This is a genomic window from Nonomuraea sp. NPDC049637 (assembly GCF_040675235.1).
Classification (GTDB): Bacteria; Actinomycetota; Actinomycetes; order Streptosporangiales; family Streptosporangiaceae; genus Nonomuraea.
The window spans coordinates 37,705-64,665 of record NZ_JBFAOM010000003.1; the positions used below are offsets into that span (position 1 = coordinate 37,705).

At 72.6% G+C, this 26,961-nt stretch carries 27 protein-coding genes; 14 read left to right on the top strand and 13 right to left on the bottom strand.

The features are described from left to right. Window positions 1-59 precede the first annotated feature (59 nt). Genes AB0J71_RS04915 through AB0J71_RS04925 form a run of 3 tightly spaced genes read left to right on the top strand, consistent with a single transcriptional unit; the run spans window position 60 to window position 3,597 of the window. Window positions 60-812: a TetR/AcrR family transcriptional regulator gene (locus tag AB0J71_RS04915; RefSeq protein WP_352320664.1), complete on the top strand. Its 753-nt coding sequence runs from the start codon at window positions 60-62 to the stop codon at window positions 810-812. After that, on the top strand, window positions 809-2,179 hold the full coding sequence (locus AB0J71_RS04920; RefSeq protein WP_364412806.1) for an MFS transporter: 1,371 nt from the start codon (window positions 809-811) through the stop codon (window positions 2,177-2,179). The genes AB0J71_RS04915 and AB0J71_RS04920 overlap by 4 nt, the downstream gene beginning before the upstream one ends. Further along, window positions 2,176-3,597 (top strand): aspartate aminotransferase family protein, encoded by a 1,422-nt coding sequence (locus tag AB0J71_RS04925; RefSeq protein ID WP_364412809.1) that lies wholly within the window; start codon window positions 2,176-2,178, stop codon window positions 3,595-3,597. Before AB0J71_RS04920 ends, AB0J71_RS04925 begins: the two co-directional genes overlap by 4 nt. Before the next feature lie 5 nt (window positions 3,598-3,602). Here the strand turns inward: AB0J71_RS04925 and AB0J71_RS04930 are convergent, their stop codons facing one another. After that, window positions 3,603-3,821 (bottom strand): DUF397 domain-containing protein, encoded by a 219-nt coding sequence (locus tag AB0J71_RS04930; RefSeq protein WP_364412812.1) that lies wholly within the window; start codon window positions 3,819-3,821, stop codon window positions 3,603-3,605. Next, a complete protein-coding gene (locus tag AB0J71_RS04935) occupies window positions 3,814-4,662 on the bottom strand; it encodes a helix-turn-helix transcriptional regulator (protein WP_364412814.1) in 849 nt (282 codons plus the stop codon). The genes AB0J71_RS04930 and AB0J71_RS04935 overlap by 8 nt, the downstream gene beginning before the upstream one ends. A gap of 119 nt (window positions 4,663-4,781) precedes the next feature. Between AB0J71_RS04935 and AB0J71_RS04940 the strand changes: the two genes are divergently transcribed. The 3 genes from AB0J71_RS04940 to AB0J71_RS04950 all read left to right on the top strand — a co-directional run bounded on the left by AB0J71_RS04940 (window position 4,782) and on the right by AB0J71_RS04950 (window position 6,361). Then, a complete protein-coding gene (locus tag AB0J71_RS04940; protein ID WP_364412817.1) occupies window positions 4,782-5,186 on the top strand; it encodes an ATP-binding protein in 405 nt (134 codons plus the stop codon). Between the two features lie 76 nt (window positions 5,187-5,262). Next, window positions 5,263-5,868, top strand: coding sequence for a TetR/AcrR family transcriptional regulator (locus AB0J71_RS04945; protein ID WP_364412820.1), 606 nt, complete (start codon window positions 5,263-5,265; stop codon window positions 5,866-5,868). 4 nt (window positions 5,869-5,872) lie between these two features. Then, window positions 5,873-6,361: a cupin domain-containing protein gene (locus AB0J71_RS04950; protein WP_352320678.1), complete on the top strand. Its 489-nt coding sequence runs from the start codon at window positions 5,873-5,875 to the stop codon at window positions 6,359-6,361. Between the two features lie 4 nt (window positions 6,362-6,365). Here the strand turns inward: AB0J71_RS04950 and AB0J71_RS04955 are convergent, their stop codons facing one another. Further along, window positions 6,366-8,339 carry a family 10 glycosylhydrolase gene (locus tag AB0J71_RS04955; protein WP_364412823.1) on the bottom strand — a complete coding sequence of 658 codons (1,974 nt, stop codon included), beginning with the start codon at window positions 8,337-8,339 and terminating at the stop codon, window positions 6,366-6,368. 228 nt (window positions 8,340-8,567) lie between these two features. Between AB0J71_RS04955 and AB0J71_RS04960 the strand changes: the two genes are divergently transcribed. The 7 genes from AB0J71_RS04960 (at window position 8,568) to AB0J71_RS04990 (ending at window position 16,437) form a co-directional block, all read left to right on the top strand. Beyond that, window positions 8,568-10,088 carry an N-acetylmuramoyl-L-alanine amidase gene (locus AB0J71_RS04960; protein WP_364412826.1) on the top strand — a complete coding sequence of 507 codons (1,521 nt, stop codon included), beginning with the start codon at window positions 8,568-8,570 and terminating at the stop codon, window positions 10,086-10,088. 163 nt (window positions 10,089-10,251) lie between these two features. Further along, a complete protein-coding gene (locus AB0J71_RS04965; protein WP_364412829.1) occupies window positions 10,252-11,259 on the top strand; it encodes a LacI family DNA-binding transcriptional regulator in 1,008 nt (335 codons plus the stop codon). Then, a complete protein-coding gene (locus tag AB0J71_RS04970) occupies window positions 11,256-12,758 on the top strand; it encodes a sugar ABC transporter ATP-binding protein (RefSeq protein WP_364412832.1) in 1,503 nt (500 codons plus the stop codon). Before AB0J71_RS04965 ends, AB0J71_RS04970 begins: the two co-directional genes overlap by 4 nt. Then, the gene (locus tag AB0J71_RS04975; protein ID WP_352320688.1) at window positions 12,748-13,725 is read left to right on the top strand and encodes an ABC transporter permease; all 978 of its coding nucleotides are present in this window, start codon (window positions 12,748-12,750) and stop codon (window positions 13,723-13,725) included. The genes AB0J71_RS04970 and AB0J71_RS04975 overlap by 11 nt, the downstream gene beginning before the upstream one ends. An 18-nt stretch (window positions 13,726-13,743) precedes the next feature. Then, complete coding sequence (locus AB0J71_RS04980) at window positions 13,744-14,688, top strand: substrate-binding domain-containing protein (protein WP_352320690.1); 945 nt, start codon at window positions 13,744-13,746, stop codon at window positions 14,686-14,688. After that, window positions 14,685-15,074 carry a D-ribose pyranase gene (gene rbsD / locus AB0J71_RS04985; RefSeq protein ID WP_352320692.1) on the top strand — a complete coding sequence of 130 codons (390 nt, stop codon included), beginning with the start codon at window positions 14,685-14,687 and terminating at the stop codon, window positions 15,072-15,074. The genes AB0J71_RS04980 and rbsD overlap by 4 nt, the downstream gene beginning before the upstream one ends. 67 nt (window positions 15,075-15,141) lie before the next feature. Continuing rightward, the gene (locus AB0J71_RS04990) at window positions 15,142-16,437 is read left to right on the top strand and encodes an MFS transporter (RefSeq protein WP_352320694.1); all 1,296 of its coding nucleotides are present in this window, start codon (window positions 15,142-15,144) and stop codon (window positions 16,435-16,437) included. A 1-nt stretch (window position 16,438) separates the two neighbouring features. Here AB0J71_RS04990 and AB0J71_RS04995 read toward each other — a convergent pair whose 3' ends face one another. Genes AB0J71_RS04995 through AB0J71_RS05010 form a run of 4 tightly spaced genes read right to left on the bottom strand, consistent with a single transcriptional unit; the run spans window position 16,439 to window position 19,317 of the window. Continuing rightward, window positions 16,439-17,173: an SDR family oxidoreductase gene (locus tag AB0J71_RS04995; RefSeq protein ID WP_364412834.1), complete on the bottom strand. Its 735-nt coding sequence runs from the start codon at window positions 17,171-17,173 to the stop codon at window positions 16,439-16,441. Between the two features lie 42 nt (window positions 17,174-17,215). Next, a complete protein-coding gene (locus tag AB0J71_RS05000; protein ID WP_352320698.1) occupies window positions 17,216-17,794 on the bottom strand; it encodes a helix-turn-helix domain-containing protein in 579 nt (192 codons plus the stop codon). A 49-nt stretch (window positions 17,795-17,843) separates the two neighbouring features. Next, window positions 17,844-18,221: a hypothetical protein gene (locus AB0J71_RS05005; RefSeq protein ID WP_352320700.1), complete on the bottom strand. Its 378-nt coding sequence runs from the start codon at window positions 18,219-18,221 to the stop codon at window positions 17,844-17,846. After that, window positions 18,214-19,317 (bottom strand): glycosyltransferase family 9 protein, encoded by a 1,104-nt coding sequence (locus AB0J71_RS05010; protein WP_364412837.1) that lies wholly within the window; start codon window positions 19,315-19,317, stop codon window positions 18,214-18,216. Before AB0J71_RS05010 ends, AB0J71_RS05005 begins: the two co-directional genes overlap by 8 nt. A gap of 190 nt (window positions 19,318-19,507) precedes the next feature. Here AB0J71_RS05010 and rfaE2 point away from each other — a divergent pair, with 190 nt between their 5' ends. Next, the gene (gene rfaE2 / locus AB0J71_RS05015; RefSeq protein WP_364412839.1) at window positions 19,508-20,998 is read left to right on the top strand and encodes a D-glycero-beta-D-manno-heptose 1-phosphate adenylyltransferase; all 1,491 of its coding nucleotides are present in this window, start codon (window positions 19,508-19,510) and stop codon (window positions 20,996-20,998) included. Here rfaE2 and AB0J71_RS05020 read toward each other — a convergent pair. From AB0J71_RS05020 to AB0J71_RS05045, 6 genes are all read right to left on the bottom strand, one after another. Beyond that, window positions 20,970-21,749, bottom strand: a complete 780-nt coding sequence (locus AB0J71_RS05020; RefSeq protein WP_352320706.1) for a hydrogenase maturation protease — start codon at window positions 21,747-21,749, stop codon at window positions 20,970-20,972. The two genes, rfaE2 and AB0J71_RS05020, sit on opposite strands and share 29 nt — an antisense overlap. A 1-nt stretch (window position 21,750) precedes the next feature. Further along, window positions 21,751-22,635, bottom strand: a complete 885-nt coding sequence (locus tag AB0J71_RS05025; protein WP_364388907.1) for a hypothetical protein — start codon at window positions 22,633-22,635, stop codon at window positions 21,751-21,753. Then, window positions 22,632-23,048 (bottom strand): hypothetical protein, encoded by a 417-nt coding sequence (locus tag AB0J71_RS05030; RefSeq protein WP_352320710.1) that lies wholly within the window; start codon window positions 23,046-23,048, stop codon window positions 22,632-22,634. Before AB0J71_RS05030 ends, AB0J71_RS05025 begins: the two co-directional genes overlap by 4 nt. A gap of 195 nt (window positions 23,049-23,243) precedes the next feature. Beyond that, window positions 23,244-24,353 (bottom strand): L-dopachrome tautomerase-related protein, encoded by a 1,110-nt coding sequence (locus AB0J71_RS05035; protein WP_352320712.1) that lies wholly within the window; start codon window positions 24,351-24,353, stop codon window positions 23,244-23,246. 40 nt (window positions 24,354-24,393) lie between these two features. After that, window positions 24,394-25,242 carry an alpha/beta fold hydrolase gene (locus AB0J71_RS05040; protein WP_364412842.1) on the bottom strand — a complete coding sequence of 283 codons (849 nt, stop codon included), beginning with the start codon at window positions 25,240-25,242 and terminating at the stop codon, window positions 24,394-24,396. A 55-nt stretch (window positions 25,243-25,297) separates the two neighbouring features. Beyond that, a complete protein-coding gene (locus AB0J71_RS05045; RefSeq protein ID WP_352320714.1) occupies window positions 25,298-26,881 on the bottom strand; it encodes an IucA/IucC family C-terminal-domain containing protein in 1,584 nt (527 codons plus the stop codon). Window positions 26,882-26,961: the final 80 nt, after the last annotated feature.

The window sequence follows — 26,961 nt, forward strand, 5'->3', positions numbered from 1 at the left end:
GTAAACCGTCTCCATCAAGCGATTGACCAAGGGGACGGGACGGAACTACGGTCGGTCGTATGAGACCTGCCGACAGCGGACAGCCGGCCGTGATCCTCAAGGCGGCCACCCAGCTCTTCGCCGCGCTCGGCTACGACGGCACCTCCACGCGCCAGATCGCCGACGCGGCGGGGATGAACATCGCCACCGTCAACTACCACGTGGGCGGCAAGCGGGAGCTGTACCTGGCGGTCATGGAACGTGCGCACCGGGCGGAGAAGGCGGCGCTGGACAAGGCGCTCGCCCGTCTGCCCGGTGACGACCCGGTCGCCGCCATCCACCGCCTGGTGGACGACTACCTCGACTTCTGCGCGGACAACCCCGAGATCCCCGCGCTGTGGATGCACCGCTGGCTCTCCGACGCGAGCGACATCACCGAGCTGGAACGCCAGTACGTCCAGCCCCTGGTCTCCGCCGTCACCGGCGCGCTGCGCCCGGCGGTCGAGGCCGGCGTGATCGACGGCACGGTCGACCTGGAGTACACCATGTGGACGGTCATCTGGTCGATCCACGGCTTCGCCAAGGGCGGCGTGCTCGACGCCGAGGGCCACCGCAGGGGCGCGGGCGACCGGGCCGCGCTGCGCCGCTTCCGCGCCCACCTCCACCTCACCCTCCACCGCACCCTCGCCCTCCCCGGCGACCCGCGAACCCTTCCAGACGCCCCGCGAACCGCCCTACCCGACACCCCCGAAAGCCCTCTGCCTGGCGCCTCCGGAAACCCCCTGCCCGGAAACCCCCTGCCCAGAAACCCCCTGCCCGGCGACCCGCGATGACCGCGGCGGACATCGGCCGGCTCGGTCGCGGACGGCTGCTCGGCTACGGCGTCGGCTCGGTCGGCACCGGCGTGTTCTCCGCCGTGCCCGGCCTGCTGCTGCTCTACTACCTGACCGACATGCTGGGCGTGCCCGCCGCCGTCGCGGGGGCCGTCCTGGTCGCGCCGAAGATCTGGGACGTGCTGCTCAACCCGCTCGTCGGGGCCGCCAGCGACCGCGAGGCCGTGCGCACCGGCCGCCGGACGCGGCTGCTGGCGGTGGGCGCGGCCACGCTGCCGGTGACGTTCGCGCTGATGTTCGCCGTGCCCAGCGGCGTCACGGGCGGCATCACGGGCGGCATCACGGGGGCCGCCTGGTCCGGGGTGGCGTTCCTGCTGGCCGCGACCGCCTTCGCGAGTTTCCAGGTGCCGTACGTGGCGCTGCCGGCCGAGATGTCGGCGAGCCCGGCCGAGCGGACCAGGATCATGTCGTGGCGGGTGGTCTGCCTGACCGTCGGCATCCTGGTCGCGGGCGGCCTGGCCCCCGCCGTGGTGGACCTGGCGGGCGGCGGCCGGCCGGGGTACGCGGTCATGGGCGTCGCGATCGGCCTGGTCATGGCCGCCGCCCTGGTGGCCGCCACGCTGGGCACGCGGTGGGTGTCGTCGCGTCCGGGGCCCCGGCAGCTCGGCCCGGCGGCGGCCTTCCGGCTGGCCCGGGGCAACCGGCCGTTCTTCGCGCTGCTGGCGGCGTTCGTCACGCAGGCGCTCGGGGTGGCGGTGATGCTGGCGGGCGCCCCGTACGTGGCCTCGTACCGGCTGGGCGACTACGGGCTGACCTCGGTGATGTTCGTCTGCCTGGTGGGCCCGAGCATGCTCGCCGTGCCGGCCTGGGCCCGCCTGGCCCGCGCGTACGGGACCGTGCGCTGCTACCTGGCCGCCTCGGCCGGGTTCGCCGCCGTGGCGCTCGCCCTGGTCCCCGCCATCGCGGCGGGCAGCCTGGCCGCCACGCTGGCGCTGACCGCGCTGGCCGGGGTCTGCTACGCCGCGCTGCAACTGCTGCCGCTGTCGCTGCTGCCCGACACCGTGCACGCCGACGCCGCCCGTACCGGCCACGCACAGGCCGGCGCGTTCACCGGCCTGTGGACGGCCGGCGAGACCGCCGGGCTCGCGCTCGGCCCCGGCCTGTTCGCGCTGGTCCTGGCGCTGTCGGGGTTCGTCTCCGCGCCCGTGGAGTCACCCGTCGCCCAGCCGGCCGGCGCGCTGACCGGGCTGCTGCTCGGCTTCACCGCGCTGCCCGCCGCGCTCATGCTGATCAGCCTGCCGTTCGTGGTCCGCTACGGCAGGCTCGCCCTCGACCCCGCCCCCGCCCCCGCCAAGGAGACCGTGTGACCCTCCCCCTGTCCGGAAGAACCGCCGAGGACCTGCTGTCCGAGGTGGCCAGGATGAAACAGCACGACCTGCCGGTGCGGGGCGGGCAGGTGACCGCGTACGTCTACGACACCGGACGGCCCGAGGTGCACGAGGCGGCGGCCCGCGCGTACGCCGAGATGCTGGAGGTCAACTGCCTGGACCCGACGGCGTTCCCGAGCATCGTCGAGATGGAGAAGCAGGTCGTGGGCGCGGTCGCCGACCTGCTCGGCGGCGGCCACGGCGTCTTCACCAGCGGCGGCACCGAGTCGATCATGCTGGCGGTCAAGGCGGCGCGGGACGCGGCCGGGCGGCCCGGCGCCAACCTCGTGCTGCCGGTGACCGCCCATCCGGCCTTCCACAAGGCGGCCCACTACCTGGGCCTTCGGGTCAAGGCCGTGCCGGTGGACCTGGAGACGTACAAGGTTCGGGTGGAGGACGTCGCGGCGGCGATCGACGAGGACACGGTCCTGGTGGTGGTCTCGGCGCCGTCGTACCCGCAGGGCGTGATCGACCCGGTCGCGCAGGTCGCCGCCGTGGCGGCGGAGGCGGGCGTGCCCTGCCACGTGGACGCGTGCGTGGGCGGCTGGCTGCTGCCCTGGCTGCGGGAGGCGGGGGCCGACGTGCCGCCGTTCGACCTGTCGGTGCCGGGGGTCACGTCGCTCTCCTGCGACCTGCACAAGTTCGGCTACGCGCCGAAGGGCGCCTCGGTGGTGCTGTTCGCCGACCCGGCGACGCGGCGCAGGGCGTACTTCGCCTCGGCCGCCTGGCCCGGCTACACGATCATCAACGCCACCGTGCAGAGCTCCAGGTCGGCCGGGCCGCTCGGCGGCGCGTGGGCCACGCTCCAGGCGCTCGGCCGGGAGGGCTACGTGGAGCTCGGCCACGCCACCCTCAAGGCGGCGGCCCGGCTCAGGGAGGGCATCGCCGCGATCCCCGGCCTGCGGGTCCTGGGCGCGCCCGAGTCCTCGCTGGTGGCCTTCGCCGGCGACGACCTCGACGTGTTCGTGCTGGCCGACGCGGCCCGCGAGCGCGGCTGGTTCCTGCAGCCGCAGCTCTCCTACGCAGGGATCCCCGCGAACCTGCACGTCACGGTCACCGGCGTGACGCTGAACGGCGTGGAGGCGATGCTGCGGGTGATCGCGGAGGCGGCTGCGGAGGCCCGCCGTCGCGGCCCCGCGGCGGTGCCGGACGGCCTGGTCGAACTGATCGCCGGCCTCGACCTGGACGCCCTGGACGACGCGACCTTCGCCGAACTGGCCGCCTCGGTGGGCGTGGACCTGCGTCCGGGCGCGGGCCAGCCGGGGATGGCGACGGTCAACGCGGTCCTCGACGCCCTCCCCGCCGAGACCAGGGAAGCCCTCCTGCTCCGCTTCCTGTCGGTGATGTACGCCTCCTGACGGGCTCAGGACAGGTCGAACTCCCCCTTGACGGCCCCGTCGAGGAAGGCGAGCCATTCCTCCCGGGTGAAGGCCAGAACCGGGCCTTCACCTCGGTCCTTGGTGTCCCTGACGAGAACGCCGTCATCCGCCCGCCGCATCACCTCGACACAGCTCCCGCCGTTTCCCCCCGACGCCGTCGCCTTGACCCATACGCCCGTACGGAGACCGCTCGCGTCACTCATTGCTCTCCATCACCTCACGGATGATCTCGCGGCTCCTGTCCACGGGATACGCCATGCCGGACAGGGCCTCCCATCGCACGATAAGCGCTTGAACCGTCCTGGCGCGATTGGTCACCCGCCCCTCCTCGGCGCTTTCCAGGTAGGCGTGATCGGGGCCTCCCTCCAGGAGGGTGGCCACTTCGAAGGCTCCAAGACACCCCACGGTGAGCCCCGCCTTCAACGGGATGATCCTGAGCGTGACGTAGGGCGGGTTGAGCACGTCGAGCAGCTTGGCAAGCTGCTCTCTCATCACTTCCGGGCCGCCGACCGGCCGATGCAGGACGCTCTCGTCCACGAGGGCCGAGTACATGGGCGGGGACGCGCGGCTGAAGACGGATTGCCGGTGCAGCCGGAACTGTACGGCCTCCTCGGCCTCCTGCTCCACGACCCCTGGCTCGCCCAGGAACACATGTCTGGCGTAGCTCTCCGTCTGGAGCAGGCCGGGGATCAGCATGGGCTCCGACGTCCTGATGGTGTGGGCCGCCGCCTCGACCTTGGGCCACTCGCGGAACCAGCGCGGGCCCAGCGCGCCGTGGATCTGCGGCAGCAGCTCCGTCAACTGGCCCTTGAGGCCGAGGGCCTTCTCCACTTCGCGGGTGAAGTCCTCGCTCGGCTTGCGCAGGAGACGTTCCACGTGCCCGACCGCGCTCTCGCTGTAGGCCAGCCGGTCCGCCAGACGCTCCTGGCTCAAGCCATGGTCCGTACGGAAGGCACGCAGGCGTCTGGCGTACTCTGCCCACGCTTCCGCTTCTTCTTCCTTCGGCATGTCACGCCCTTCCCGCATCCGTTCACGCTGAGCCATGGCGTACTCACTGTAAGGAACTGTACGGCCGATCCCGGAGGCTGGTCAGCCGAATCAACCGCATCCTGAGAACCCGCGTACACGCGACCTCTGCCTGTACGCCCATCCCGGAGGTGATCATGTCCAGTTCCCTGCATGCGGGCGTCAAGGTGTGGACGGTCGGCGAGCTCGACGACCCGGCGATGTTGCCCCGGCTGGCGCGTACCGAACTGGCGGCGTGGCTGGGGGCGGATCACCACGCCCTGGACGACCTGCGGCTGATCGCCTCGGAGCTGGTCACGAACGCGTTGCAGCACGCGGCGGCACAGCGGGTCCGGCTGTCCCTCGCCCCCGAGGCGGGGTTCTGGCGGCTGGCCGTGACCGATCCGGGCCGGAACGGTCTCGTTCCACGTCCCCGCGTGCCGGCGTACGCGGACGAGTCGGGACGCGGACTCCGGCTGGTGCACGAGCTGACCGCCGGACTGTGGGGGACCTACCAGGACAGGGCCGGGGAGCGGGTCGTGTGGGCGTTGCTGCCGCGATAGCGGAGTTTCGATACTCGGGTTGCGAAATGCTGCTGTCCGGGATTACGCTACTCAGGTAGCGAAAAGGAGGCAGGGCATGGTGGGACGGCCGCGCAGGAGTGACGTCGACGAGGGTGTGCTCAGGGCCGCCACCGAGCTGCTGCTCGCGCGCGGCTACGCCGGCCTGTCCCCCGACGAGGTCGCCGAGCGGGCCGGCATCGCCAAGACCACGCTCTACCGCCGCTGGCCGACCAAGGACCACCTGGCCCTGGCCGTCGTCAACCGGCTCCAGGACCACGACGAGATCACCGACACCGGCGACATCCGCCGCGACCTGCCCGCGTACCTGGAGAAGATCGCGGCCGGGCTCAACCGGATGCGCGCGGCCGGCCGCGCGCCCGGCGACGACGACGGGTCGGCGGGCACGGTGGCCGAGCTCGTGGCCGCCGCTGCCCGCCACGCCGACGTCGGCGAGCTGGAGCGGCAGATGTACGCCCGCCGCAACACCCTGGCCCGCGCCCTGCTCGAACGGGCCAGGGACCGCGGCCAGCTACGCGCCGACCTCGACGTGGAGGCCCTGTTCGACCAGCTCGCCGGGGCCCTGTACTACCGCGTCCTGATCACCGGCTCCCCCGTCGACCGCGCCTACGCCGAACGCCTCGTGGAGACAGCACTCCGCGGCGCCCTCTCCGAGAACGGATAACACCATGTCGCTCATCGACCCCCGCAGCACCGCCGTCATCCGCTCCGTCGACGCCGAGGTCATCGGCGGCCCGCCCAGCACGGGCCGCATGCTCCTCGACTCCAGCGCCACCGGCGGCGCCCTGAGCACCGTGCGCATCACGCTCGGCGAGGGCGCCGACGGCGCCGTGCCGCACACCCACACCACCGCCTCCGAGATGTTCTACGTCCTCGACGGCCGGGCGCAGGTGCTGGCCGGCGACGAGGTGATCACGCTGGAGCAGGGCGACGTCGCCGTCGTGCCGCCCCACGTGGCGCACGCCTTCGCCGCGGCCCCCGGCGCCGAGGCCGACCTGCTGATCGTCATCACGCCGGGCGTCGAGCGGTTCGAGTACTTCCGCCTGCTGGCCCGGCTCAAGGCCGGCGAGGCCACGCTCGAAGAGCTGCTGGCCTCGCAGGACCGCTTCGACAACCACTTCATCGACAGCCCCGCCTGGGCGAAGGCCCGTTCCTGAAGGGTCAGACCTTGGTGATGCGCACGGCGTCGGCGATCACGTAGCCGGTCGCCGAGGTCCACCGGCTCACCCCGACCACGTTGTACGTCCCGGCCGCCAGCGTGTACGTCCCCAGCACCCGCCACGTCCCGCCGCCGGTGCGCTGATCCACGTTGACCGTCTGGTTGCCGCCCGAGGCCGCCACGATGTGCGGCGCGGAGCCGTTGTAGCCTGCGTTGGCCGGGTACCAGACCTCCACCCGGTAGCTGCCCGCGCTCGGGATCGCCGCCCGGAACCAGGCCGGATCGCTGGCCGCGACCGGGTCGGCGAAGCGGTAGTCGGCGCCGTTGGCCTGGGTGGAGTAGCTGGAGGTGCCCCAGGAGGAGGAGGCGGTGAAACCGGCGTCGGCGTTGTCGATCACGACGCTGAAGCCGCCCGTGCCGCCCGCCGACCGGCCCTCGCTCGGTGCGCTCTCCTGGTGGGTCCTGCTCAGCGCGGTCACGTAGTAGGTGGACGCCCCGCCGCCGGGGTCGGTGTAGGACTTCTGCCTGGTCGTGCCGATCAGGTTGCGGGCGTCGGCGAAGAAGCACGGATCGGCCGAGGGCGGAGTGCCGGCCACGCGGTAGACCGCGTACGCCGTGCCGGAGCCGGTCCAGGTGAGCTGGACGCCGTTCGAGCCCGCGGTGGCCGCGGTGATCACCGGCGCGGCGGGCGCGGCCGCGGAGCCCCGGGCGGGCAGCAGGGCGGGCTTGGCGTAGTGGTCGGCGACCAGCTTGGTGATCGCCCCGATCCGGTCGGCCTTGACGTCCTTGGCGCTGAAGTACACATCACCGGCGATCTCGGGATGTTTCCTGTTGTCGTACAGGTGGTCGCTCAGCTCGGCCGGGTCCTGCCAGGCGGCCTCCTGGCCCGAGGCGCCGGCCCGGTAGGCGGCCTGTCCCACGACGAGCTGCACGCGGGTGCCGCGCACGACGTCCGACCACCACGCGGTCAGCACCTCGTAGGCGGCCGTGGAGAACCCGATGTGCCAGTAGATCTGCGGCGCGAGGTAGTCGATCCAGCCCTGCTTGACCCACTGCCGGCTGTCGGCGTAGATCGCGTCGTAGGACTGGAGGCCGGAGGTGCGCGAGCCGAGCGGGTCGGTCGAGGAGTTGCGCCAGATCCCGAAGGGGCTGATCCCGAACGACACCCACGACTTGGCGGTGTGGATGCGCTGGCCGAGCTCGCGGACGAGCAGGTTGACGTTGTCGCGCCGCCAGTCGGCGACGTTCGGGAACGCGCCGCCGTACTGGGCGTAGGCGGCCGAGTCCGGGATGGCCTGGCCGCTGACGGGATAGGGGTAGAAGTAGTCGTCGAGGTGCACGCCGTCCACGTCGTAGCGGGTGACGGCGTCCATGATCGCGTCCTCGATGAAGTCGCGTACCGCCGGGATGCCCGGGTTGTAGTAGAGCTTCCCGCCGTAGGCGAAGCGCCAGTCGGGGTGCTGCCGCGCGGGGTGCGTGGAGATCAGCTTGGTGGGGTCGTCGTTGTTGGCGACCCGGTACGGGTTGAACCAGGCGTGGAACTCCAGGTTCCGCGCGTGGGCCTCGCCGACCATGAACGCCAGCGGGTCGTAGCCGGGGTTCGTCCCCTGGGTGCCGGTCAGCCATTGCGACCACGGCTCGTACGGGGACGGCCAGAACGCGTCCGCCGTCGGCCTGACCTGCACGATCACGGCGTTCATGCGCTTGGCGACGGCCAGGTCGAGCCAGGCCCGGAACTCCGCCTGCTGGGCGGAGACGCTGAGCCCGGTGCGGCTCGGCCAGTCGATGTTGGCCACCGAGGAGATCCACATGGCCCGGAGCTGCCGCTTGGGCGTCGCGGGGTCGGTCGCGCAGGCGGCCGCTGCGGAAGAGGAGGTGGGGGCGGCGGAGGCGGGGACGGGAGCCACGGCGGTGACGACAGCGGTGACGGCGGCGGCGGTGAGCGCCGCCAGGACGGTACGCAGGAGCGCGGTCACGAAAGGAAGTTTCAGTCCCCTGATCGCGGAGCGCAATAGTTTTCAGGGACCCAACTTTCCGGCCACCCTCCGGTCGGCGGGCGGAAAGTTTCACCTAACACGTCTGTAATGTCAATTATCGACATTGTGTCAGGGGTGACATACCTTGGGCCGCATTCGGCGGCCAAACGCGGGGCCGCGGACCCGCGCCCGCGTTCCACCCGTCACCCCCCAACGAGGAGCACCCCCATGATTCTCGCCCGCACGCGATTAGCTGCCCTCGCCACCTCCGCCCTGACCGTCGCCCTGATCACCGCGGGCCAGCCCGCCGCCCAGGCCGCCCGGGAGCCCGCGCTGCCTGCCGCGTTCGCCAAGGCCGCCTCGGCCAGCGACGTACCCCGCGATCTGCTGGTCGCGCTCGCCTACGCCGAGACCCACCTCGACGACCACCAGGGCAAGCCCAGCGCCAGCGGCGGCTACGGCCTGATGCACCTGGTCAGCAACCCCACCACCCACGCGCTGGAGAAGGCCGCCCAGCTCACCAGCCTGCCGGTCGAGAAGCTGCGCTCCGACAACGCCGCCAACATCCTCGGCGGCGCCGCCCTGCTCCGCTCCTACGCCGACGAGCTCGGCCTCGACGACGCCGGCCGCAAGGACGCCGGCCGCTGGTACCAGGCCGTCGCCAAGTACGGCAACGCCTCCTCGCCGGAGATCGCCCGGCTGTACGCCGACTCGGTCTACGAGCAGCTCGGCCTCGGCATCACGGCCCGCGGCGTGACGGTCAAGCCCCAGGAGGTCACCGCCGACCGCGGCGACTACGCTAAGGCCCGCGACCTGAGCGCCCAGGGCGACGTCGGCGTGCTCAGCACCGACTACGGCCCGGCCGCCTGGGTCCCGGCCAGCTCCAGCAACTACACCGCCTCCAGCCGGCCGTCGAGCTACGCGATCGACCGCGTGGTCATCCACGTGACGCAGGGCTCGTACGCCGGGACGATCTCCTGGTTCCAGAACTCGGCCGCGCAGGTGTCGGCGCACTACGTCGTGAAGTCCTCCAACGGCGCCATCACCCAGATGGTGCGCGAGAAGGACATCGCCTGGCACGCCGGCAACTGGACGTACAACACCAGGTCGATCGGCATCGAGCACGAGGGCTACGTCAGCGAGTCCTCGTGGTTCACCGACGCCATGTACCGCGCGTCGGCGGCCCTGACCAAGGCCATCTGCGACAAGTACGGCATCCCGAAGGACCGCGCCCACATCATCGGGCACAACGAGGTTCCCGGAGCCGACCACACCGATCCGGGGCCGTACTGGAACTGGACCACGTACATGAACTACGTGACCGGCGGCGGCACGCCCTCGTGGTCCACCACGGTGGACAACGCCACCTCCGGCCAGTTCACCGCCAGCGGCAACTGGGGCACCTCCGCCTACTCCAGCCAGCGTTACGGCGCCGACTACCGATTCTCCGACCCGGTCGCCGCCAGCGACCCCGCCTGGTACCAGGCCGCGATCCCCAGCGCGGGCACGTACAAGGTCGAGGTCTGGTACCCGTCGGATCCGGGCTACAACAGCTCGGCGCCGTACATCGTGGCGGCCTCGGGCGGCAACCAGACCGTCTTCGTGGACCAGCGCTCCGGCGGCGGAGGCTGGCGCAGCATCGGCACCTTCTCGCTGAACGCCGGCACCTACAACGTCGTCGGCGTCAGCCGGTGGACGGCCGGCACGGGCCTCGTCATCGCCGACGCGGTCCGCATCAGCAAGGTCTGACGGGCCCGGGCCCGGCGGTCCGGGCGCGGTCCGGGCAGGTCCGGAAGGCCCGAGCCACCGAAACCGGCTCACACCCTCTCCCCCGGGGGTGTGAGCCATTTCACTTTGCCAATCATGTAATCGATTTCATAAGCTGCCGTGTAATCGATTACACGGAGGAACGATGGCAAGGATCAAGGACGTCGCCGCACAGGCCGGTGTCTCCGTCGCCACGGTCTCCCGCGTGCTCAACGACAACCCCTCGGTCAACGAGGAGACCCGGCGCCGGGTTTACGACGCGATGAGCGCGCTCAACTACGTGCCGAACGCCGTCGCCCGCTCCCTGCGCACCACCGCGACCAGGACGATCGGCCTGATCATCGGCGACGTCCTGAACCCGTTCTTCACCGAGCTGGCCAGGAGCGTCGAGGACGAGGCCAGGCGCGAGGGCTTCACGGTCGTCATGGGCAACGCCGACGAGCGCGCCGACCAGCAGGACCACTACGTGCGCACGCTGCTGGAGCAGCGCGTCGACGGGCTGCTGATCTGCCCGACCGCCGAGGTTACCCCGCTGGTGCAGCAGCTGGCCGAGGCCGGCCGGCCGGTGGTGTTCCTCGACCGCACGATCTCCGGGCTCGACGTGCCCTCCGTGCGTTCCGACGGCGCCGCCGCCATCGCCGAGCTGGTCCGCCACCTGCGCGAGCAGGGCCACCGCCGGATCGCTCTGGCCTCCGGCCCGGCCACCCTGTCCACCGGCCGCGAGCGCACGGCCGCCTTCGCCGCCGCGATGGCCGCCGAGGGCCTGGAGGTGCGCCCCGAGTACGTGCGCCCCGGCGACTTCCGCGAGGGCAGCGGCCGGCGCATCACCGCCGAGCTGCTCGACCTGCCCGAGCCGCCCGAGGCGATCTTCTTCGGCGACAACCTGATGACGCTCGGCGGCCTGGAGGAGATCCAGGCCCGGAACCTGCGCATCCCCGCCGACGTGGCCGTCGCCTCCTTCGACGACGTGACCTGGTTCAAGCACACCGCCCCGCCGATCACCGCCATCGCCCAGCCGACGGCCGAGATGGGGCGCCTGGCCGTGCGGCTCGTGATCGGCCGGATCCAGAGCGGGCAGGCGGCCGACTCGCACGTCCTGCCGGCGCGCCTGGTGATTCGCCGATCATGCGAGCGGAAAGGGATCATGGAGTGAGCGCGGAGATACTCAAGGCCGAGGGCCTGCGCAAGGTCTTCCCCGGCGTCGTGGCACTCGACGGCGTCGATCTGAGCCTGCGCGCCGGCGAGGTGCACGTCCTGCTCGGCGAGAACGGCGCGGGCAAGAGCACGCTGATCAAGATCCTGTCGGGCGCGTACCGGCCGGACGGCGGGCACGTCACCGTTGACGGGCAGCCGGTGGACATCCGGTCGGCGGGCGACGCCCAGCGGCTCGGCATCGCCACCATCTACCAGGAGTTCAACCTGGTCCCCCAGCTCACCGTCGCGGAGAACCTGGCGCTCGGCCGCCCGCCGCGCCGCTTCGGGCTGGTGGACAAGAAGCGCATGGAACGGCAGGCCAAGGCGCTGCTCGACCGCGTCGGCGTGGACGTCGACCCGACGACGCCGATCTCCCGGCTCGGCATCGCCCGCATGCAGATGGTGGAGATCGCCAAGGCGCTCGCGCTCGACGCCCGCGTGCTCATCATGGACGAGCCCACCGCCGTGCTCACCTCCGGCGAGGTCGCCAAGCTGTTCACGATCGTCCGCCAGCTCCGCGACGAGGGCGTCTCGATCGTGTTCATCACCCACCACCTGGAGGAGATCGCCGAGATCGGCGACCGGGTGACCGTGCTGCGCGACGGCCGGTCCGTCACCGAGATCCCCGCGGACACCGCCCAGGACGAGCTGGTCAGGCTCATGGTGGGCCGCCCGATCGGCCAGCAGTTCCCGCGGCAGGCCGCCGAACGCGGCGAGGCCCTGCTCAAGGTCTCCGGCCTCGGCCGCAGGGGCGTCTTCGACGACGTCTCGTTCGAGGTGCGCGCGGGCGAGGTGGTCGGGGTCGCCGGGCTGGTCGGCGCCGGCCGCACCGAGGTCGCGCGGGCCGTCTTCGGCGCCGACCGCTACGACACCGGCGAGGTGGTCGTCCGCGGCACCCGCCTCGCGCCCGGCGACGTGCACGCCGCCATGGAGGCCGGGCTCGGCCTGGTCCCCGAGGACCGCAAGGGCCAGGGCCTGGTGCTCGGCGCGGACGTGGCCGAGAACCTGGGCCTGGTCACCATGCGCGCCGCCACTCGCGCCGGCTTCGTCGACCGCGCCGGCCAGCGCAGGGCCGCCGGGAAGGTGGCCGAGCAGCTCGGCATCCGGATGACCGGCCTGGACCAGGAGGTCCGCACGCTGTCCGGCGGCAACCAGCAGAAGGTCGTCATCGGCAAGTGGCTGGTCGCCGACGCGGGCGTGCTCATCCTCGACGAGCCGACCCGCGGCATCGACGTCGGGGCCAAGGTCGAGATCTACCAGCTCATCAACGCGCTCACCGCCTCCGGGCACGCCGTGCTCATGATCTCCAGCGACCTGCCGGAGGTGCTCGGCATGAGCGACCGCATTCTGGTCATGGCCCGCGGCAGGCTCGTCGGCGAGCTGCCCGCGGCCGGGGCCACGCAAGACGACGTCATGGCCCTCGCGGTCACGGATGTGGAGGGTCCCCGTGCCAAGTAGCACCGTTCCGAACAAGCTCACCGGCCGCCGGTCGCCCGCCGCGGCCTGGTTCGCCGAGAACGGCGCGCTCGCCGCGCTCGTCGTGCTGGTCGTGGCGCTGTCGTTGTTGTCCTCCGACTTCCTCAGCGTGACGAACCTGCTCAACGTCGGCGTCCAGGCGGCCGTCACCGCGATCCTGGCCTTCGGGGCCACGTTCGTGATCGTCACCGGCGGCATCGACCTGTCCGTCGGCTCGGTCGCCGCGCTGTCGGCGATCGTGCTGGCCTGGACCGCCACCAGCGCCGGGCTGCCCTGGCCGGTCGCCGTCGTGGTCTCGCTGGCCGTCGGCGTCGTGTGCGGCCTGGTCAACGCCGCCCTGATCGCGTACGGCAAGCTGCCGCCGTTCATCGCCACGCTGGCCATGCTGGGCATCGCCCGCGGCCTGGCGCTGGTCATCTCGCAGGGCAGCCCGATCGCGATGCCCGACTCGGTCTCGCACCTGGGCGACACGCTCGGCGACTACCTGCCGATCCCGGTGCTGGTGATGCTGGTCATGGGCGTGATCGCGGCCGTGGTGCTCAACCGCACGTACCCGGGCCGGGCCATGTACGCCATCGGCGGCAACGAGGAGGCCGCCCGGCTGTCCGGCATCAAGGTCAACCGGCAGAAGCTCATCACGTACGCGCTGTCCGGCGCCTTCGCGGCGGTGGCCGGGATCGTCCTGGCCAGCCGGCTGGCCTCGGCGCAGCCGCAGGCCGCGGCGGGCTACGAACTGGACGCGATCGCGGCCGTCGTCATCGGCGGCGCGAGCCTGTCCGGCGGCAAGGGCAGGGCGCTCGGCACCTTCGTCGGCGCGCTCATCCTCGCCGTGCTGCGCAACGGGCTGAACCTGCTGTCCGTCTCGGCGTTCTGGCAGCAGGTCGTGATCGGCGTGGTGATCGCGCTCGCGGTCCTCGTCGACACCCTGCGGCGCAGGGGAACGAACTAGGAAAAGGAAGTAAAGATCATGCGGATTCCCGCGATTGTCATGGCCGGCGCCGCGCTCACGCTCGGCCTGGCCGCCTGCGGCTCCTCCGGCGACGGCGGCTCCGGAGGCTCGTCCTCGGGGGGCGGGGACATCAAGATCGGCATGTCGGTGTCGACCCTGAACAACCCCTACTTCGTGCAGCTGCGCAGCGGCGCGGAGGCGGAGGCCAAGAAGGAGGGCGTCACGCTGACCGTCACCGACGCCCAGAACGACGCCTCCCAGCAGGTGAACCAGGTCCAGAACTTCACCAGCCAGAACATGAAGGCGATCATCGTCAACCCGGTCGACTCCGACGCGGCGGCCCCGGCGGTCAAGGCGGCGGACCGGGTGAAGATCCCGGTGATCGCGGCCGACCGCGGCGTCAACGGCGCCGAGGTGGCCCAGACCGTGGCCTCCGACAACGTGGCCGGCGGCAAGCTGGCCGCCCAGGAGCTGGCCAAGCAGCTCGGCGAGAAGGGCAGCGTGGTCGTGCTGCAGGGCACGGCGGGCACGTCGGCCTCGCGCGACCGGGGCCAGGGCTTCGCCGAGGGCATCGCCGCGTACCCGAACATCAGGGTCGTGGCCAAGCAGCCGGCCGACTTCGACCGCACCAAGGGCCTCGACGTCATGACCAACATGCTCCAGTCGAACCCCGGCATCACCGGCGTCTTCGCCGAGAACGACGAGATGGCGCTGGGCGCGATCAAGGCCCTGGGCGCCAAGGCCGGCCGGCAGGTCAAGGTCGTCGGCTTCGACGGCACCCCCGACGGCCTGAAGGCGGTGCAGGCGGGCACGCTGGCCGCCAGCGTCGCCCAGCAGCCGTCGCTGCTCGGCCAGCAGGCGGTGCAGGCCGCGGTCAAGGCCGCCAAGGGCGAGACCATCGACAAGACGGTGGCCGTGCCCGTCAAGGTGGCGACCAAGGAGAACGTCGCGGACTTCCAGTGAAACGCGCGGGGATTCTGAACGCCGAGCTGGCGGGGGCCATGGCCCGGCTCGGCCACACCGACCAGGTGCTGGTCTGTGACAGCGGGATGCCCGTGCCGCCCGGCGTGCGGGTCGTCGACCTGGCCTTCCTGCCGGGCATCCCGGCCTTCGCCGACGTGCTCGGCGGGCTGCTCGCCGAGCTCGTCGTCGAGGGGGCCACGGCGGCCGAGGAGGTGCGCGCGGGCAACCCCGGCTGCGCCGAGCTGCTCGCGGCCCGGCTGCCGGGGCTGGCGTACGTGCCGCACGAGGAGCTGAAGCGGCTGTCGGCGGGGGTGCGGCTGGCCGTCCGCACCGGAGAGGCCACGCCGTACGCGAACGTGATCCTGCGGTGCGGGGTGGCGTTCTAGGGACGCCTGCCCCGGGCCGCTGGGAAGCGGGCGGAGGAAGATCTACTCTGGCGTCGAGGGAGGCGCCATGACCCACGAGGCAGCAGAGCCGGACCCCGCCCAACTCCGTCGCGTCGCCATGGCGAGCGCGGTCGGCACCACGATCGAGTGGTACGACTACTTCATCTACTCCACGGCCGCCGCGCTGGTCTTCGGCTCCCAGTTCTTCTCCCCGCTCTCGCCCGCGTCGGGCACCCTGGCCGCGTTCGCCACGCTCGGCGTCGGGTTCCTGGCCCGGCCCGTGGGCGGCCTGGTGTGGGGGCACTTCGGCGACCGGCTCGGGCGCAAGGCGATGCTGGTCGCGTCCCTGCTGCTGATGGGCGCGGCCACGGTCGGCGTCGGGCTGCTGCCCACCTACGACCGGATCGGGGTGGCGGCCCCGATCCTGCTGCTGGTCCTGCGGCTGCTCCAGGGGCTCAGCGCGGGCGGCGAGTGGGGCGGCGCGGCGCTGCTCGCCGTCGAGCACGCCCCGCCCGGCAGGCGCGGCCGGTACGGGCTGTACTCCCAGGTGGGCGTGCCCGCCGGGCTGATCCTGGCGCAACTGGTGTACGTCGCGGTGACGGCCGGGCTGTCGGAGGCGCAGTTCGCGAGCTGGGGCTGGCGGCTGCCGTTCCTGTTCAGCGTCGTGCTGGTCGCGGTCGGGCTGTTCATCAGGCTGCGGGTGACCGAGACGCCGGTGTTCCGGGCGCTGTCCGCCGAGCAGGCCCGCAGCAGGCGGCCCGTCCTCGACGTCTTCCGCGAGCGGCCGCGGTCGCTGCTGATCGCCTCGGCCAGCTTCGTCGCCAACACCGCGATCGGCTACGTGTTCCTCGCCTACCTGCTGTCCTACGGCACCCAGGTGCTGAAGGTGAGCAGGAACCTCATGCTCGTCGTGGTGATCGTCGGCAGCCTGACCTGGCTGGCCGGGATCGTGGCCACGGCGATCTGGTCGGACCGGATCGGCCGCAAGCCGGTCTACCTGGCCGGCTCGGTGCTTCTCGTGGTCTGGGCCGTGCCGTTCTTCCTGCTGGTGGACACCAAGGTGGCGGCGCTGATGGTGGTCGCCGTGGTGGTGCTCAACGTGGGCCTGGCCGCGACGTACGGGCCGCAGTCGGCGCTGTTCGCCGAGATGTTCGAGCCGCGCTACCGCTACAGCGGGGTCTCCTTCTCGTACGCGGTCGGCGCGCTGCTCGGCGGCGGGTTCGCCCCGCTGGTGGCGACGGCCCTGCACGAGGCGACCGGCACGTCGTTGTCGGTGTCGGCGTACATGGCCGGCGTCGGGCTGATCAGCCTGGTGGCGGTGCTGGCCATGAAGGAGACCCGCCCGCCCGTGGCCGCCGGCTGAGTCAGGCCGTGGCGCCGCCGTCGATCACGTGGTCCTGGCCGACGACGAAGCTGGACTCCGGCGAGGACAGCCACAGCGCGGCGGCGGCGATCTCCTCCGGGGCGGCGACGCGGCCGATGGGCAGGGCGTGCCGCATGCGCTCGTCGCGCTCGGCGGGCGTCTCGCCGGGACGCGTGGACATGGGCGAGTCGACGGGGCCGGGGCTGACGGCGTTGACGCGCACGCCGTCGGCGATGTGGTCGCGGGCGGCGGTGCGGGTCAGGTGGCTCACCGCGGCCTTCGAGGCGGCGTAGGCGGCGGCCCCGGGCAGACGCCAGTGGGCGCCGAGGTTGCTGGCCACGTTGACGATCACGCCGCCGCCGTGATCGCGCATGTAGGCGATCTCGTGCTTCATCGACAGGAACACGCCCTTGAGGTTGACCGCGAGCACGGTGTCCCAGGTGTCCTCGTCGTAGTCGGCCACCGGGGCCAGCATGCCGAAGACGCCCGCGGCGTTCAGCGCCACGTCCAGCCCGCCGTAGCGGGTGACGGCGGCCTGCACCATGGCGGCGACGGAGGCCGAGTCGGTGACGTCCGCGGTGAAGCCGGAAGCCCGGCCGCCCGCCGCCTCGATCTCCTTGACCACCGCGCCGAGCCGCGCGGTGTCCCGCCCGGCGGCCAGCACGGACGCGCCCTTCCTGGCGTACGCCAGCGCGGCGGCCCGGCCCACGACCCCGGTGGCCCCGGTGACAAGCACGACTTTTCCTTCGAACACCACAAACTCCTAGAACGATCGGTCTCAAATTTGTACGGCGACCATGGCCTGTTCGACCGCGTCGCGCAGCCGGCGCGGGTCGGGGTCGGCCCGCCCGAGCACGCGCAGCCCCTGGAGCAGCACGAGCAGGAACCTGGCCAGCGCGTAGGGGTCCTTGGACTCGGGGATCTCCCCTTGGGCGCGGGCGCGCACCAGCGCGGCGGCCAGCGCGGTCTCCAGCTCGGCCCAGCTCGCCGTCACCCGGCGGGCCAGCTCGGCGTCGCGCGAGGCGAACTCCACGGCCGTGTTGACGACCATGCAGCCGCGCCGCAGCTCGTCGGCGAGGATCTCGGCCACGTACGCGTCGAGGAAGGCGCGTACGGCCGGCACCGCGGGCCCCGGCTGGGCCAGCGGCTCGACCACGTTGCGCCGGGCCAGGTAGCGCTCCAGCGCCTTGACGTAGAGCTCCCGCTTGCCGCCGAAGGTGCCGTAGATGCTGGCCCGCGCCAGCCCCAGCCGCTCCACCAGGTCGGCCATCGAGGTCGCCTCGTAACCGCGCTCCCAGAACAGGTCGAGCGCGCGGTCGAGCGCGACCTCGGGATCGAACTCCTTGCTCCGTGCCACGCGGCGAAGCTACCACATTTGAGAACGAACGGTCTAGTTTGATGAGCCTCTACGGTTCACGGAACTCCGGGGCCTGGCCGTCGTCCGGCGGGTTGCCGGGCGGGTTGAGGGATTCCAGCGGCGTGTCGTCGGCGACGGCCCGCTCGGCGGCGGCGGTCTCCTCCACCGGCCGCTGCCGCGGGATGCTCAGCAGGCCCAGGCTGTCCTGCTCGCCGCGCCGCCTGATGACGTCGTTGATCGCCTCGGCCATCTCCTCCCTGGAGTAGCTGCCCTCGGGCAGCTCGTTGAGATGGGCCAGCATGTCGGCGGGGATGTGCACGTGCGCGGAGACCCGTGCGTACACCTCGCGCATCGCCACCCGGTCCCGTCCGCGGAACGCCTCGTCCAGAGCTTCCTGCAGTTCGTCCAGCACGGCCTGGTCAGTCATCCCGGTATCCCTTCAGTAGGTCTTCGGCCTGTTCCGTCACGTCGTCCACCGAGACGTCGGCGACCCACGTCCCGTCGTGCTCGCAGCGTTCCGCCTCCACGTCCACGCCGCTCGCGCCGCACGTCGGGCAGCGGGTGGTCCAGGAGATCAGCGGCCGGTGCGCGGTCCTGCTGAGCGGCCCGGCGTTGATGACGTTGACGCACGAGTAGACGGCCACCGTGGGCGTGCCGACGGCCGCGGCGAGGTGGCGCGGGCCGGTGTCGTTGGCGACCACCAGGGCGCAGCGCTCGTACAGGGCGGCCAGGCCGCCGAGGGTGAGCGTGCCGACGACGGGGATCACCGGCTGCGCGCGCCCGCGCATGGCCGCGACCGTCGCCTCCACCAGGTCCTTCTCGGCCCAGCTCCCGGTGACCGCGACGGGCCGGCCCAGCCGGTCGGCCACCTCGGCGAAACGTTCGGGGGGCCAGCGCCGCCGCGGGTCCGTCGCCCCCGGATGCAGCGCGACCAGCCCGGCCGGCGGCTCGCCGAACGACTCGGCCAGCTCCGCCCGGTCGCGGGCGGTGACGGCCACCAGCGGTTCGAGCCGCTCGGCGACCCCGCCGACCAGCTCGGCGACCTGGAGGAAACGCAGCGTCTCGTGCTGGAAGTACGTGTAGGGCACCCACCGGTCCAGCTCCTCGGCGTCCGGGGAACGCAGCCCGGCGGTCACCCGCGCCCCGAGCGACCGCATGAACGGGTTGGAGAAGCGCCCGCCGCCGTGAATCTGCACCGCCAGGTCGAACGCCCGTTCCCGCAGCTCGGCGCGGGCCCCGCCGGGCACCGGGTAGCCGGTCTCCGACGTCGAGACCCCCGTGATCGGCGGCAGCGCCACCACGTCGTCCACCGGCCCGGGGCGCCCGGACAGAAACTCGGCGTGCCACGGCGTGCCGAGCAGGGTGAGCCGGGCGTCGGGGTAGGCCGCCTTGATCGCCTCGATGGCCGGCAGCGCGACCAGGTAGTCGCCGATCGCGTTGGCCCGCAGGACGGCGATGCTCCGCACGCCCTCGACCAGGCCCGGCCGGGCCGTCATGGGGTCCCCGGCATGTAGTCGTAGCATTCCGCGCTCCTGTCCGCGACAGTGACCGGCAGCTCCGGGCGGCAGCCCCGCCTGGGCGGCGGCCCGGTGTCCGAAGGGCCGTACATAGCGGCCGGGCTACCCGGCAGGGATGGTCCATAACTTCGGTTTCGGACGAACCTATTTGAGCCGATATGCGTTTGAGCTGGGCTTCTACAGGTACTCGCCTTCTATGGGCACCCTGAGGGAAGAGACGGTCAGCGCGGTCGTCGTCGGCGACGTCATGCTCGACTCGTGGCTGCACGGCTCGGCCAAGCGGCTGGCCCAGGAGGCGCCGGTGCCCGTGATGAGCCTGGAGGCGGTCGAGGACGCGCCGGGCGGGGCCGGCAACACCGCGGCCAACCTGGCGGCGCTCGGGGCCCGCGTCCGGCTCGTCGGCGTCGTGGGCGACGACGCCTGCGGCGACCAGCTCGTCCAGGCGTTGCGCCTGCTCGGCGTGGAGACGGACCTGCAGGCGGTGCCGGGGCGGCGTACCGCGCACAAGCGGCGGCTGGTCACCAGCGGCCAGCTCACCGCCCGCTACGACGAGGAGGACCTCGACGTCATCCCGCCCGAGGCCGAACGCGAGCTGCTGGCCCGCGTCTCCGCGGCCGTGGCCGGCGCGGACGTCGTCGTGGCCTGCGACTACGGCGGCGGCGTGTTCACCCCGGCGGTGCGCCGGGCGCTGGCCGGGCTGCCGCTGCTCGTGGTGGACGCGCACGCGGTCGCGCCCTGGGTCGAGTGCGCGCCGGCGGCGGTGCTGCCCAACTACGCCGAGGTGGTGGGCCTGCTCGGCGAGACGGTGGACGCCGCGGCCGACCGGCCGGCGTACCTGATGGCGCGCTCCGCGCAGATCCTGGCCGCCACCGGGGCCCGGATCGTGGTGACCACCCTGGACGGCGAGGGCACGCTGCTGCACCGGGCCGGCTGCCCGCCGTACCGGACCTACGCCCGGCCCGCGCCGCAGCACATGGCGACCGGCGCGGGCGACACCTACACCGCCGCCTTCTCGCTCTGGCTGGCCGCCGGCGCGACGCCGGAGGAGGCCGCCGAGGCGGGCCAGGCCGCGGCCGGCGTGGTCGTACGCCGTTCCGGCACGTCCATCTGCACCCGCTACGAGCTGCTGCGCGCCCTGCGCCGCCAGGAGGGCACCGTGCAGGCGGCCGAGCGCCTGGCCCAGCTCCTGGACGAGCACCGGCGCAGGGGCGAGCGGATCGTGTTCACCAACGGCTGCTTCGACGTGCTGCACCGGGGCCACGTCAGCTACCTGGAGCAGGCGGGGCAGCTCGGGGACGTGCTCGTGGTCGCGGTCAACAGCGACGCCAGCGTCACCCGGCTCAAGGGCCCGGGGCGCCCGCTCAACCCGTGCGAGGACCGCATGTCGGTGCTGGCCGCGCTGAACGACGTGGACTACGTGACCGAGTTCGACGAGGACACCCCGGAACGCCTGCTCAGGCTCATCAGGCCGGAGATCTACGTCAAGGGCGGCGACTACACCCCGGAGATGTTGCCGGAGGCGCCGCTGGTGCGCTCGCTCGGCGGCGAGGTGCTGGTGCTGGACTACCTGCCCGACCGCTCGACGACCGCCATCATCGGTCGCATGCGCTCGGTGCCCGGCGCCCCCGACGGGGCCAGGCCCGTTCCGCCCGACGAGGTCAGGCCCGTTCCGCCAGCACGTCCATGACCAGCGAGCGCACCATCCGCACCGCCTCCTCGACCGCCCCGCGCACCGGCTCGCTCAGCTCCACCAGCACGTCGTCGGTGACCAGCCGGGCCGGCTCGCAGCACAGCACCAGCACCCGCGCGGGCACCCGGCCGAGCTCGCGGGCCATGCGCAGCACCTTGACCGGGTCGAGGCCGTGGCTCTCGGCCGCGATGCCGCCGGGGACGTCCAGGCCGGGCATGTCCGGTTCGAGCAGGGTGAGCGTGCCCGGCGGCTCGCCGCGCGGCGCGGCGTCCACCAGGATCGCGGCCTCGTAGTCGCGCTGGAGCGCGTAGGCCAGGTCGAGGCCGCGGCTGCCGAAGTCGAGCACGTCGGCGGGCAGGTCGTCGTCGGCCAGGCGGCGCACGACCTCGACGCCGAAGCCGTCGTCGCCGAGGAAGACGTTGCCGATCCCGGCCACCAGGACGCGCGGGCGGCAGCCCCCTCCGACCGGTTCGAGCTCCTCGGCCGAGTAGAAGAACCGGTGGCACGGCAGCCTGGACTCGCCCAGGTCGCGCAGCGGGTCGCCGGCGAGGGTGACGCCGACGTGGAAGCCGCCGTCGTCGTCCCGCTCGACGCTCTCGATCACCGCGAGGCGGCCGTTGAGCGCGAGGTCGAGGATGTCGGCGCGGCTCTTCGGGCGCAGGCGCACCCGGCTGCCCGGGGCCAGCCGCACGCCGTCGACGATCGCCTCGGCCGGGGCCTGCCGTTCCGTCGGGTACCGAGTGTCCATGTCACGTCTCCCGCATGGTGCCGTGCAGCCGCATGAGCTCTTCCGGGGTGAGCGCGGCGCAGTGGTCGAGGAGCTGGTCGATCTCCGTGTCGTCGAACGTGCCGCTCTCCGGCGCGACCTTGGGATGGTCGTAGAGGATGACCGGGGCCGACAACATCGTGTGCCGGTCGCCCTCCTCGCCCACCAGCACCGGCCAGGTGCCGATGTTGTGGCAGCCCGCGGCGAGCGCGCGCAGCCCTTCGGGCGGCTCCGTCAGCGAGACGAACCGGCCGCCCGGCGAGCTCACGACCGTGTGCGCGGAGATCAGGGTGTGCTTCATGGCCTCCGCGCGCGAGTCGCCCTGCCACGGGCTGGTGTTCGCCACCCGGACGGTGAGCCGGAACAGGCCCTCGCGCAGCCGCTCGGCGAACACCTCGGCCCGGCCGCTCAGCGCCTCCCAGCCGCGCAGCAGCACGCCCTCGCCGTCGAGCCATTCGGCCCGCTGGCCCGGCGGCACGTGGATCTCCATGCCGACCGGGCGGGCCAGCAGGTCGGCCAGGCGCAGCCCGGTCTCGGCCACCTCGCGCTCCTTGGCCTCCTCCCTGGGCAGGTGCCGGGCGCCGCCGACGGTCAGCTCGGGCACGCAGACCAGCTCGCCCGCGCGCCGCACGGCCACCTCGCAGGTGACCAGGTGCAGGAAGCGCACGTGCACGTCCACGACGTCGTCGCCGCCGGCCTCCAGCAGGCACTGGGTCTGGGTCAGCCACGGGTTGCCCTCGTGCGCCCGGCCGTAGGACTCGGGGTGCACGCCGCCGAACGTCCAGCGCCGCCGGCCGGGCGAGGCCGAGTGGCGGCTGGGCCACAGCAGGTAGCCCCCGTAGAGGACGGCGCGGGCGATGCGTCTCACGTGGTCCATCTGCCGGCCCCCACGCCGGACGCCGACCCGACGATCTCGACCTGCTCGACCTCGGGGGCCGCGTCGCGCACCGCCCGGCGCACCGCGTCCGCCGAGCTCCCGTCGTCGGGGAGCCGCAGGCGTACGAGGTCGCCCTCGACGGCGACCACCTCGGCGCCGGTGCCGCGCAGCGCGTCCTCGACCCGGGTCCGCACGTCGATCGGGTGGAGGTCGTGCAGCAGCAGCAGGTGCGCGACCACGTCGTCGGCGGCCAGCCGGGCGGCCAGGTCGTCGTCGGCCGCGGCCATGATCCGCGTCAGGCCCTCGCCGTAGAGGTCGAGCAGGGCCTGGGCCAGCTCGACGGCGGGCGGCTCGGCCCGTTCGAGCAGGCTCTCGATCCTGCCGATGCGTGCGTTCAGCGACATGACGCCCCCAGGACGGTCACGCCGTCAGGAAACCAGTCGTATTTAGCGGCATTCATCGGCCTTAAGCCCCCCAAGTGGCCATTGCAGAGGTTCAGCGATGACGTCGTTCGGTATCCGATCAGTACCTCTACGTAGCGGGCATACCGCGTAGGGGAAGGCGGCAAACCATGACCCAGTCCCCGCCCGCCCGCGCCGCTAGACCAGCCGGACCGGCCCGGCGTCGATCGGCACCCGGAACAGCGCGTACGGGTACCGCCGCCGGTCCCGCCCCTCCTGGAACCTGGCCTGCCGGTGCAGCTGGTTGGCGGTCACGTACAGGTGGCCGTCGGCCACGGACAGCGTGTCCGGCCAGAGCAGGCGGGCGTCGTGGACCAGGGTGTCGATCGTGCCGTCGGGCATCCGGCGCAGCACCGCGTTGTGCTCCCAGTCGGTCAGGTAGATGCGCCCGGCGTCGTCGGCCTCCAGGCCGTCGGCCGAGCCGCCCTTGTCGCCCTCGTCCCTGACCGTCGCCGCCACTTCCGCGTCGTCCAGCGTGCGGTCGACCAGGGCGTCCGTGGACACGCTGTACCAGCGGCGGGAGAGCAGGGGGCAGTACCAGAGCCGCTCGCCGCCGGCCGGGAGCGCGATGCCGTCCGACCCCATCAGGACGGGCGACGGCGGGCCGTCCTGCGGCCGCTCCAGGAACGGCCGGCCCTCCACGACGGGCACGAAGTCCGGCGGCCGCTGCGCCTTGGTGCTCGGGTGGTCGTGCAGCCGGCGCCACGCCTGCCCGCTGGCCAGGTCGACGACGATGATCCCGTTGGGCCCCTTGTCGGCGGAGTCGGTCAGGTAGGCGACCCCTTTGCGCAGGTCGAACCGCACGTCGTTGAGGTAGGACGTCTCCAGGGCGACACCGCGGTCGAACATGATGACCTTGACCACGGTGTCGGTCTCCAGATCCACGCAGACGAGCTTCGGCCCGCCCTTCCTGGTGGGCCGGAACATCGGGCTGCCGGTGTCCAGGATCCACAGCCGGTCCATGGGATCGACGACCACGCTCTGCACCGAGACCAGCCACTTCGACGGCTCGTCGGCCTCGGTGTTCCACTCCTGGTCGGGGTAGGGGACGACGTCGCCGTCGCGCAGCTCGACCACGGTCGCCGGAACGTCGTCACCCCATTTGGGGAAGTTCACGAATATCCGGCCGGCACGGGAGACCGTGACGCCGGTCGGCATCGGGCCGGATTCGAAGGCGTGCACGAGTTCAAGCTGCCCGATGGGCTCGTCGACCGGCTGAACGCCGTCGCGGCCGTTCCGCTTCGCCATGGTCCCCCCGTTCCCCGACCCGCCGGGGCAACTGCCCAGCTCAGGCCGGGGGAAACAGCGCCTTCTCCAGCCAGGGCCGCAGGATGGGCAGCACGTTCGCCGCCTGCATGGCCCCGGCGTGGTCGAGCCCGTCGAGCACCTCGACGTCCCAGCCCAGCGCCTCGATGGCGGCCCGCTCGCGGACCACCGGGCCGGCGATGCTGACGTGGGCGCCGCCCCACCGCTCGTCGTAGACGATCTCGTCGGCCGAGCCGACGAAGCACAGGCGGGGGCAGGACAGGCGCACCTGGCTGTCGTCGAACCCGCGCAGCGCCCGGTACAGGGTGGCGAACTGCCTGGCCTGGCCCTCGCTCAGGGTCACCTCGGTCGACGACCAGTCGCCCGGCTCGCCCGTTCCCGTGGCCGGCGGCGTGGCGGTCTTCGGCTCGACGGCCATCCGGTACGTGGCCTCGGTGACCTTCAGCATCTCGGCGTAGGGCCCGCCGAGCGACGGGAAGCCGCCCATGACCAGCGCCGAGAGCCGGTCGGTGCGCAGGGCGAGCTGGAGGCCGCTGAGGGCCAGCCAGGAGTAGCCGTAGTAGGCGAACCGGTCGGCCCCCACCGCGTCGGCCACCGCGAGCAGGTCGGCCGCCACGTTGCCGGGGGTGAGCGTGTCCGGCTTGGGACGGGCCAGGACGTGGCCCTCGTAGTCGAAGGCCACGACGCGGAAGCCGTCGGAGAGGCCGTCGATGAGCGAGCGGCCGAGCGCGGGGTCGGCCCCCCATTTCCGCATCTCCTCGGCCGCCTCGCCCTCGATCGGCTGGGGGTTGACGGCCAGGAGCAGGACCGGGCCGGAGCCGTGGACCTCTGTCTCGATGGTGCTTCCGTCGTGCAGCGTCGCCGTGGTCACCGGCGGCCTCCCTGAATTCGATACACCGTAAACTGTTGCCCTCGGCGAGGATAGCTTATGGCGTAAAGAGTCGCAAAGGGCTGGGCGTCGGCACGCAGCGCATGTCGGCGCCGTCCGCCTCCAGCCAGCGCAGCAGCAGGTTGGCCTTGGCGGGCACGTACGCGCCGGCGAGCAGCTCGCGCAGCTCCTCCGGACCGCCGTGGTCCTCGGCGCAGCCGGCGAACACCGATCCGGCCTCGGCCCACAGCTCGTCCCGCAGCTCGGGGTGCCGCTCGGCGACGGCTCCGGCGATCTCGCAGAGGTTGTTGACGACCAGGCAGTACAGCAGCCGTTCCCAGCCGTAGGCGGGGCTCACGACGGGCGTGCGGGCGCCGGGCAGGCTGTGGCGGTCCGCGGTCAGCTTCACCCCTTCGTGGTCGCGGAAGATCGCCTGGCCGGGCAGGCCCCGGTCGTCCACGCCGACGAGCACGTTCTGCAGGTGGCATTCGAGCACCACGCCGTGGCGGAAGTAGGCGTGCAGGACCGGCGGCACGACGTGGTCGAGGTAACGCCGCCACCAAACGAGCGCCTGGCCGGCGTCGAGGCCGTCCAGCGGGTTGCCGGGGAAGCCCTCGCTGACCCCGGCGGCCAGCAGCGCCGTCAGCCCCGGTCGCAGGCGCCCGCCCAGCCCGTCGCGGACGATCACCGCCAGCGCCTCGCCGCCGTCCCCGCCCAGCTCCAGGCTGCGGTAACCGCGGTCACCGAGGACGGCGGGCCGCGGCCGGTGCGCGGGCAGGTCGTCGAACGCCACGCCCAGCAGGTCGTCGATCAGGCCCAGCCAGCGCAGGTCGTGCAGCCACAGGCGGCGGATGTCGTTGGTGATCCGCACGTCCAGGCTGAACTTGCAGAACAGGTCCGCCTCCGGCAGGTACACCGTGCGGATCGAGGCCGTCGCCACCGCCCGCTCGGGCGTGACGCCGAGGTGGCGCAGCTCCTTGAGGCCGCCCAGGAGCTCCACCTGCCAGGGGTGGGCGGGCAGCAGCGTCAGGCCGTCGGGGGCGGGCGGGCCGAGCCGGTCGAGCGCGCTCGCGTCGCCCTGCTCGACCAGCGCCTCGGCGGGCACCCCGAGCAGCGGCAGCACGAAGCTCGCGCGCGCCTCCGGCGAGTAGCGCAGCCAGGCGTCCGGGCCTGATCCGCCGCGCGCCTTGGGGGCCGGGTGGTAGCGGTGACCGGCGACGAGCGCCTGCTCCGAGCGCAGGTACAGGTCGGCGGGCGGGGTGGTGGCGCGCTGGGCCGACAGCAGCGCGGCCATGACGTCCCTGCTCTCCATGATCTCCTTGGCCAGGGACGGGTTGGCGTGGCCGGTGCGCGTCCGCAGCTCGTCCTCGGTGAGCGCCACCAGGGCGGCCAGGGAGAGCGGGCGCGGGCCGTCGGGGGTGCGCAGGGCGGGGGCGCCGGGGTACCGTCCGGGGCGGACGTTCAGGGTGTGCCCGGTCGCGGGCAGCAGCCACCCGCCGTCCTCGGCGGGTTGGGCCACCTCGCGGAGCAGGCAGTTGAGCAGGGCCGTCACCGCGAGGGCCGTGGCCTCGTCCGCGGCCTGGTGGTCGTGCGCCTCGGGTGCCGGACCGGCCGGTGGGAGGAGGCCGTCGATATATGCCATGGCGACCTGTCCTACCCTTTTGTACCGATCAGTGTCCACAGGGTTCTCACCTGGGCATGTTCCTGGTGACCGGGGGGGTT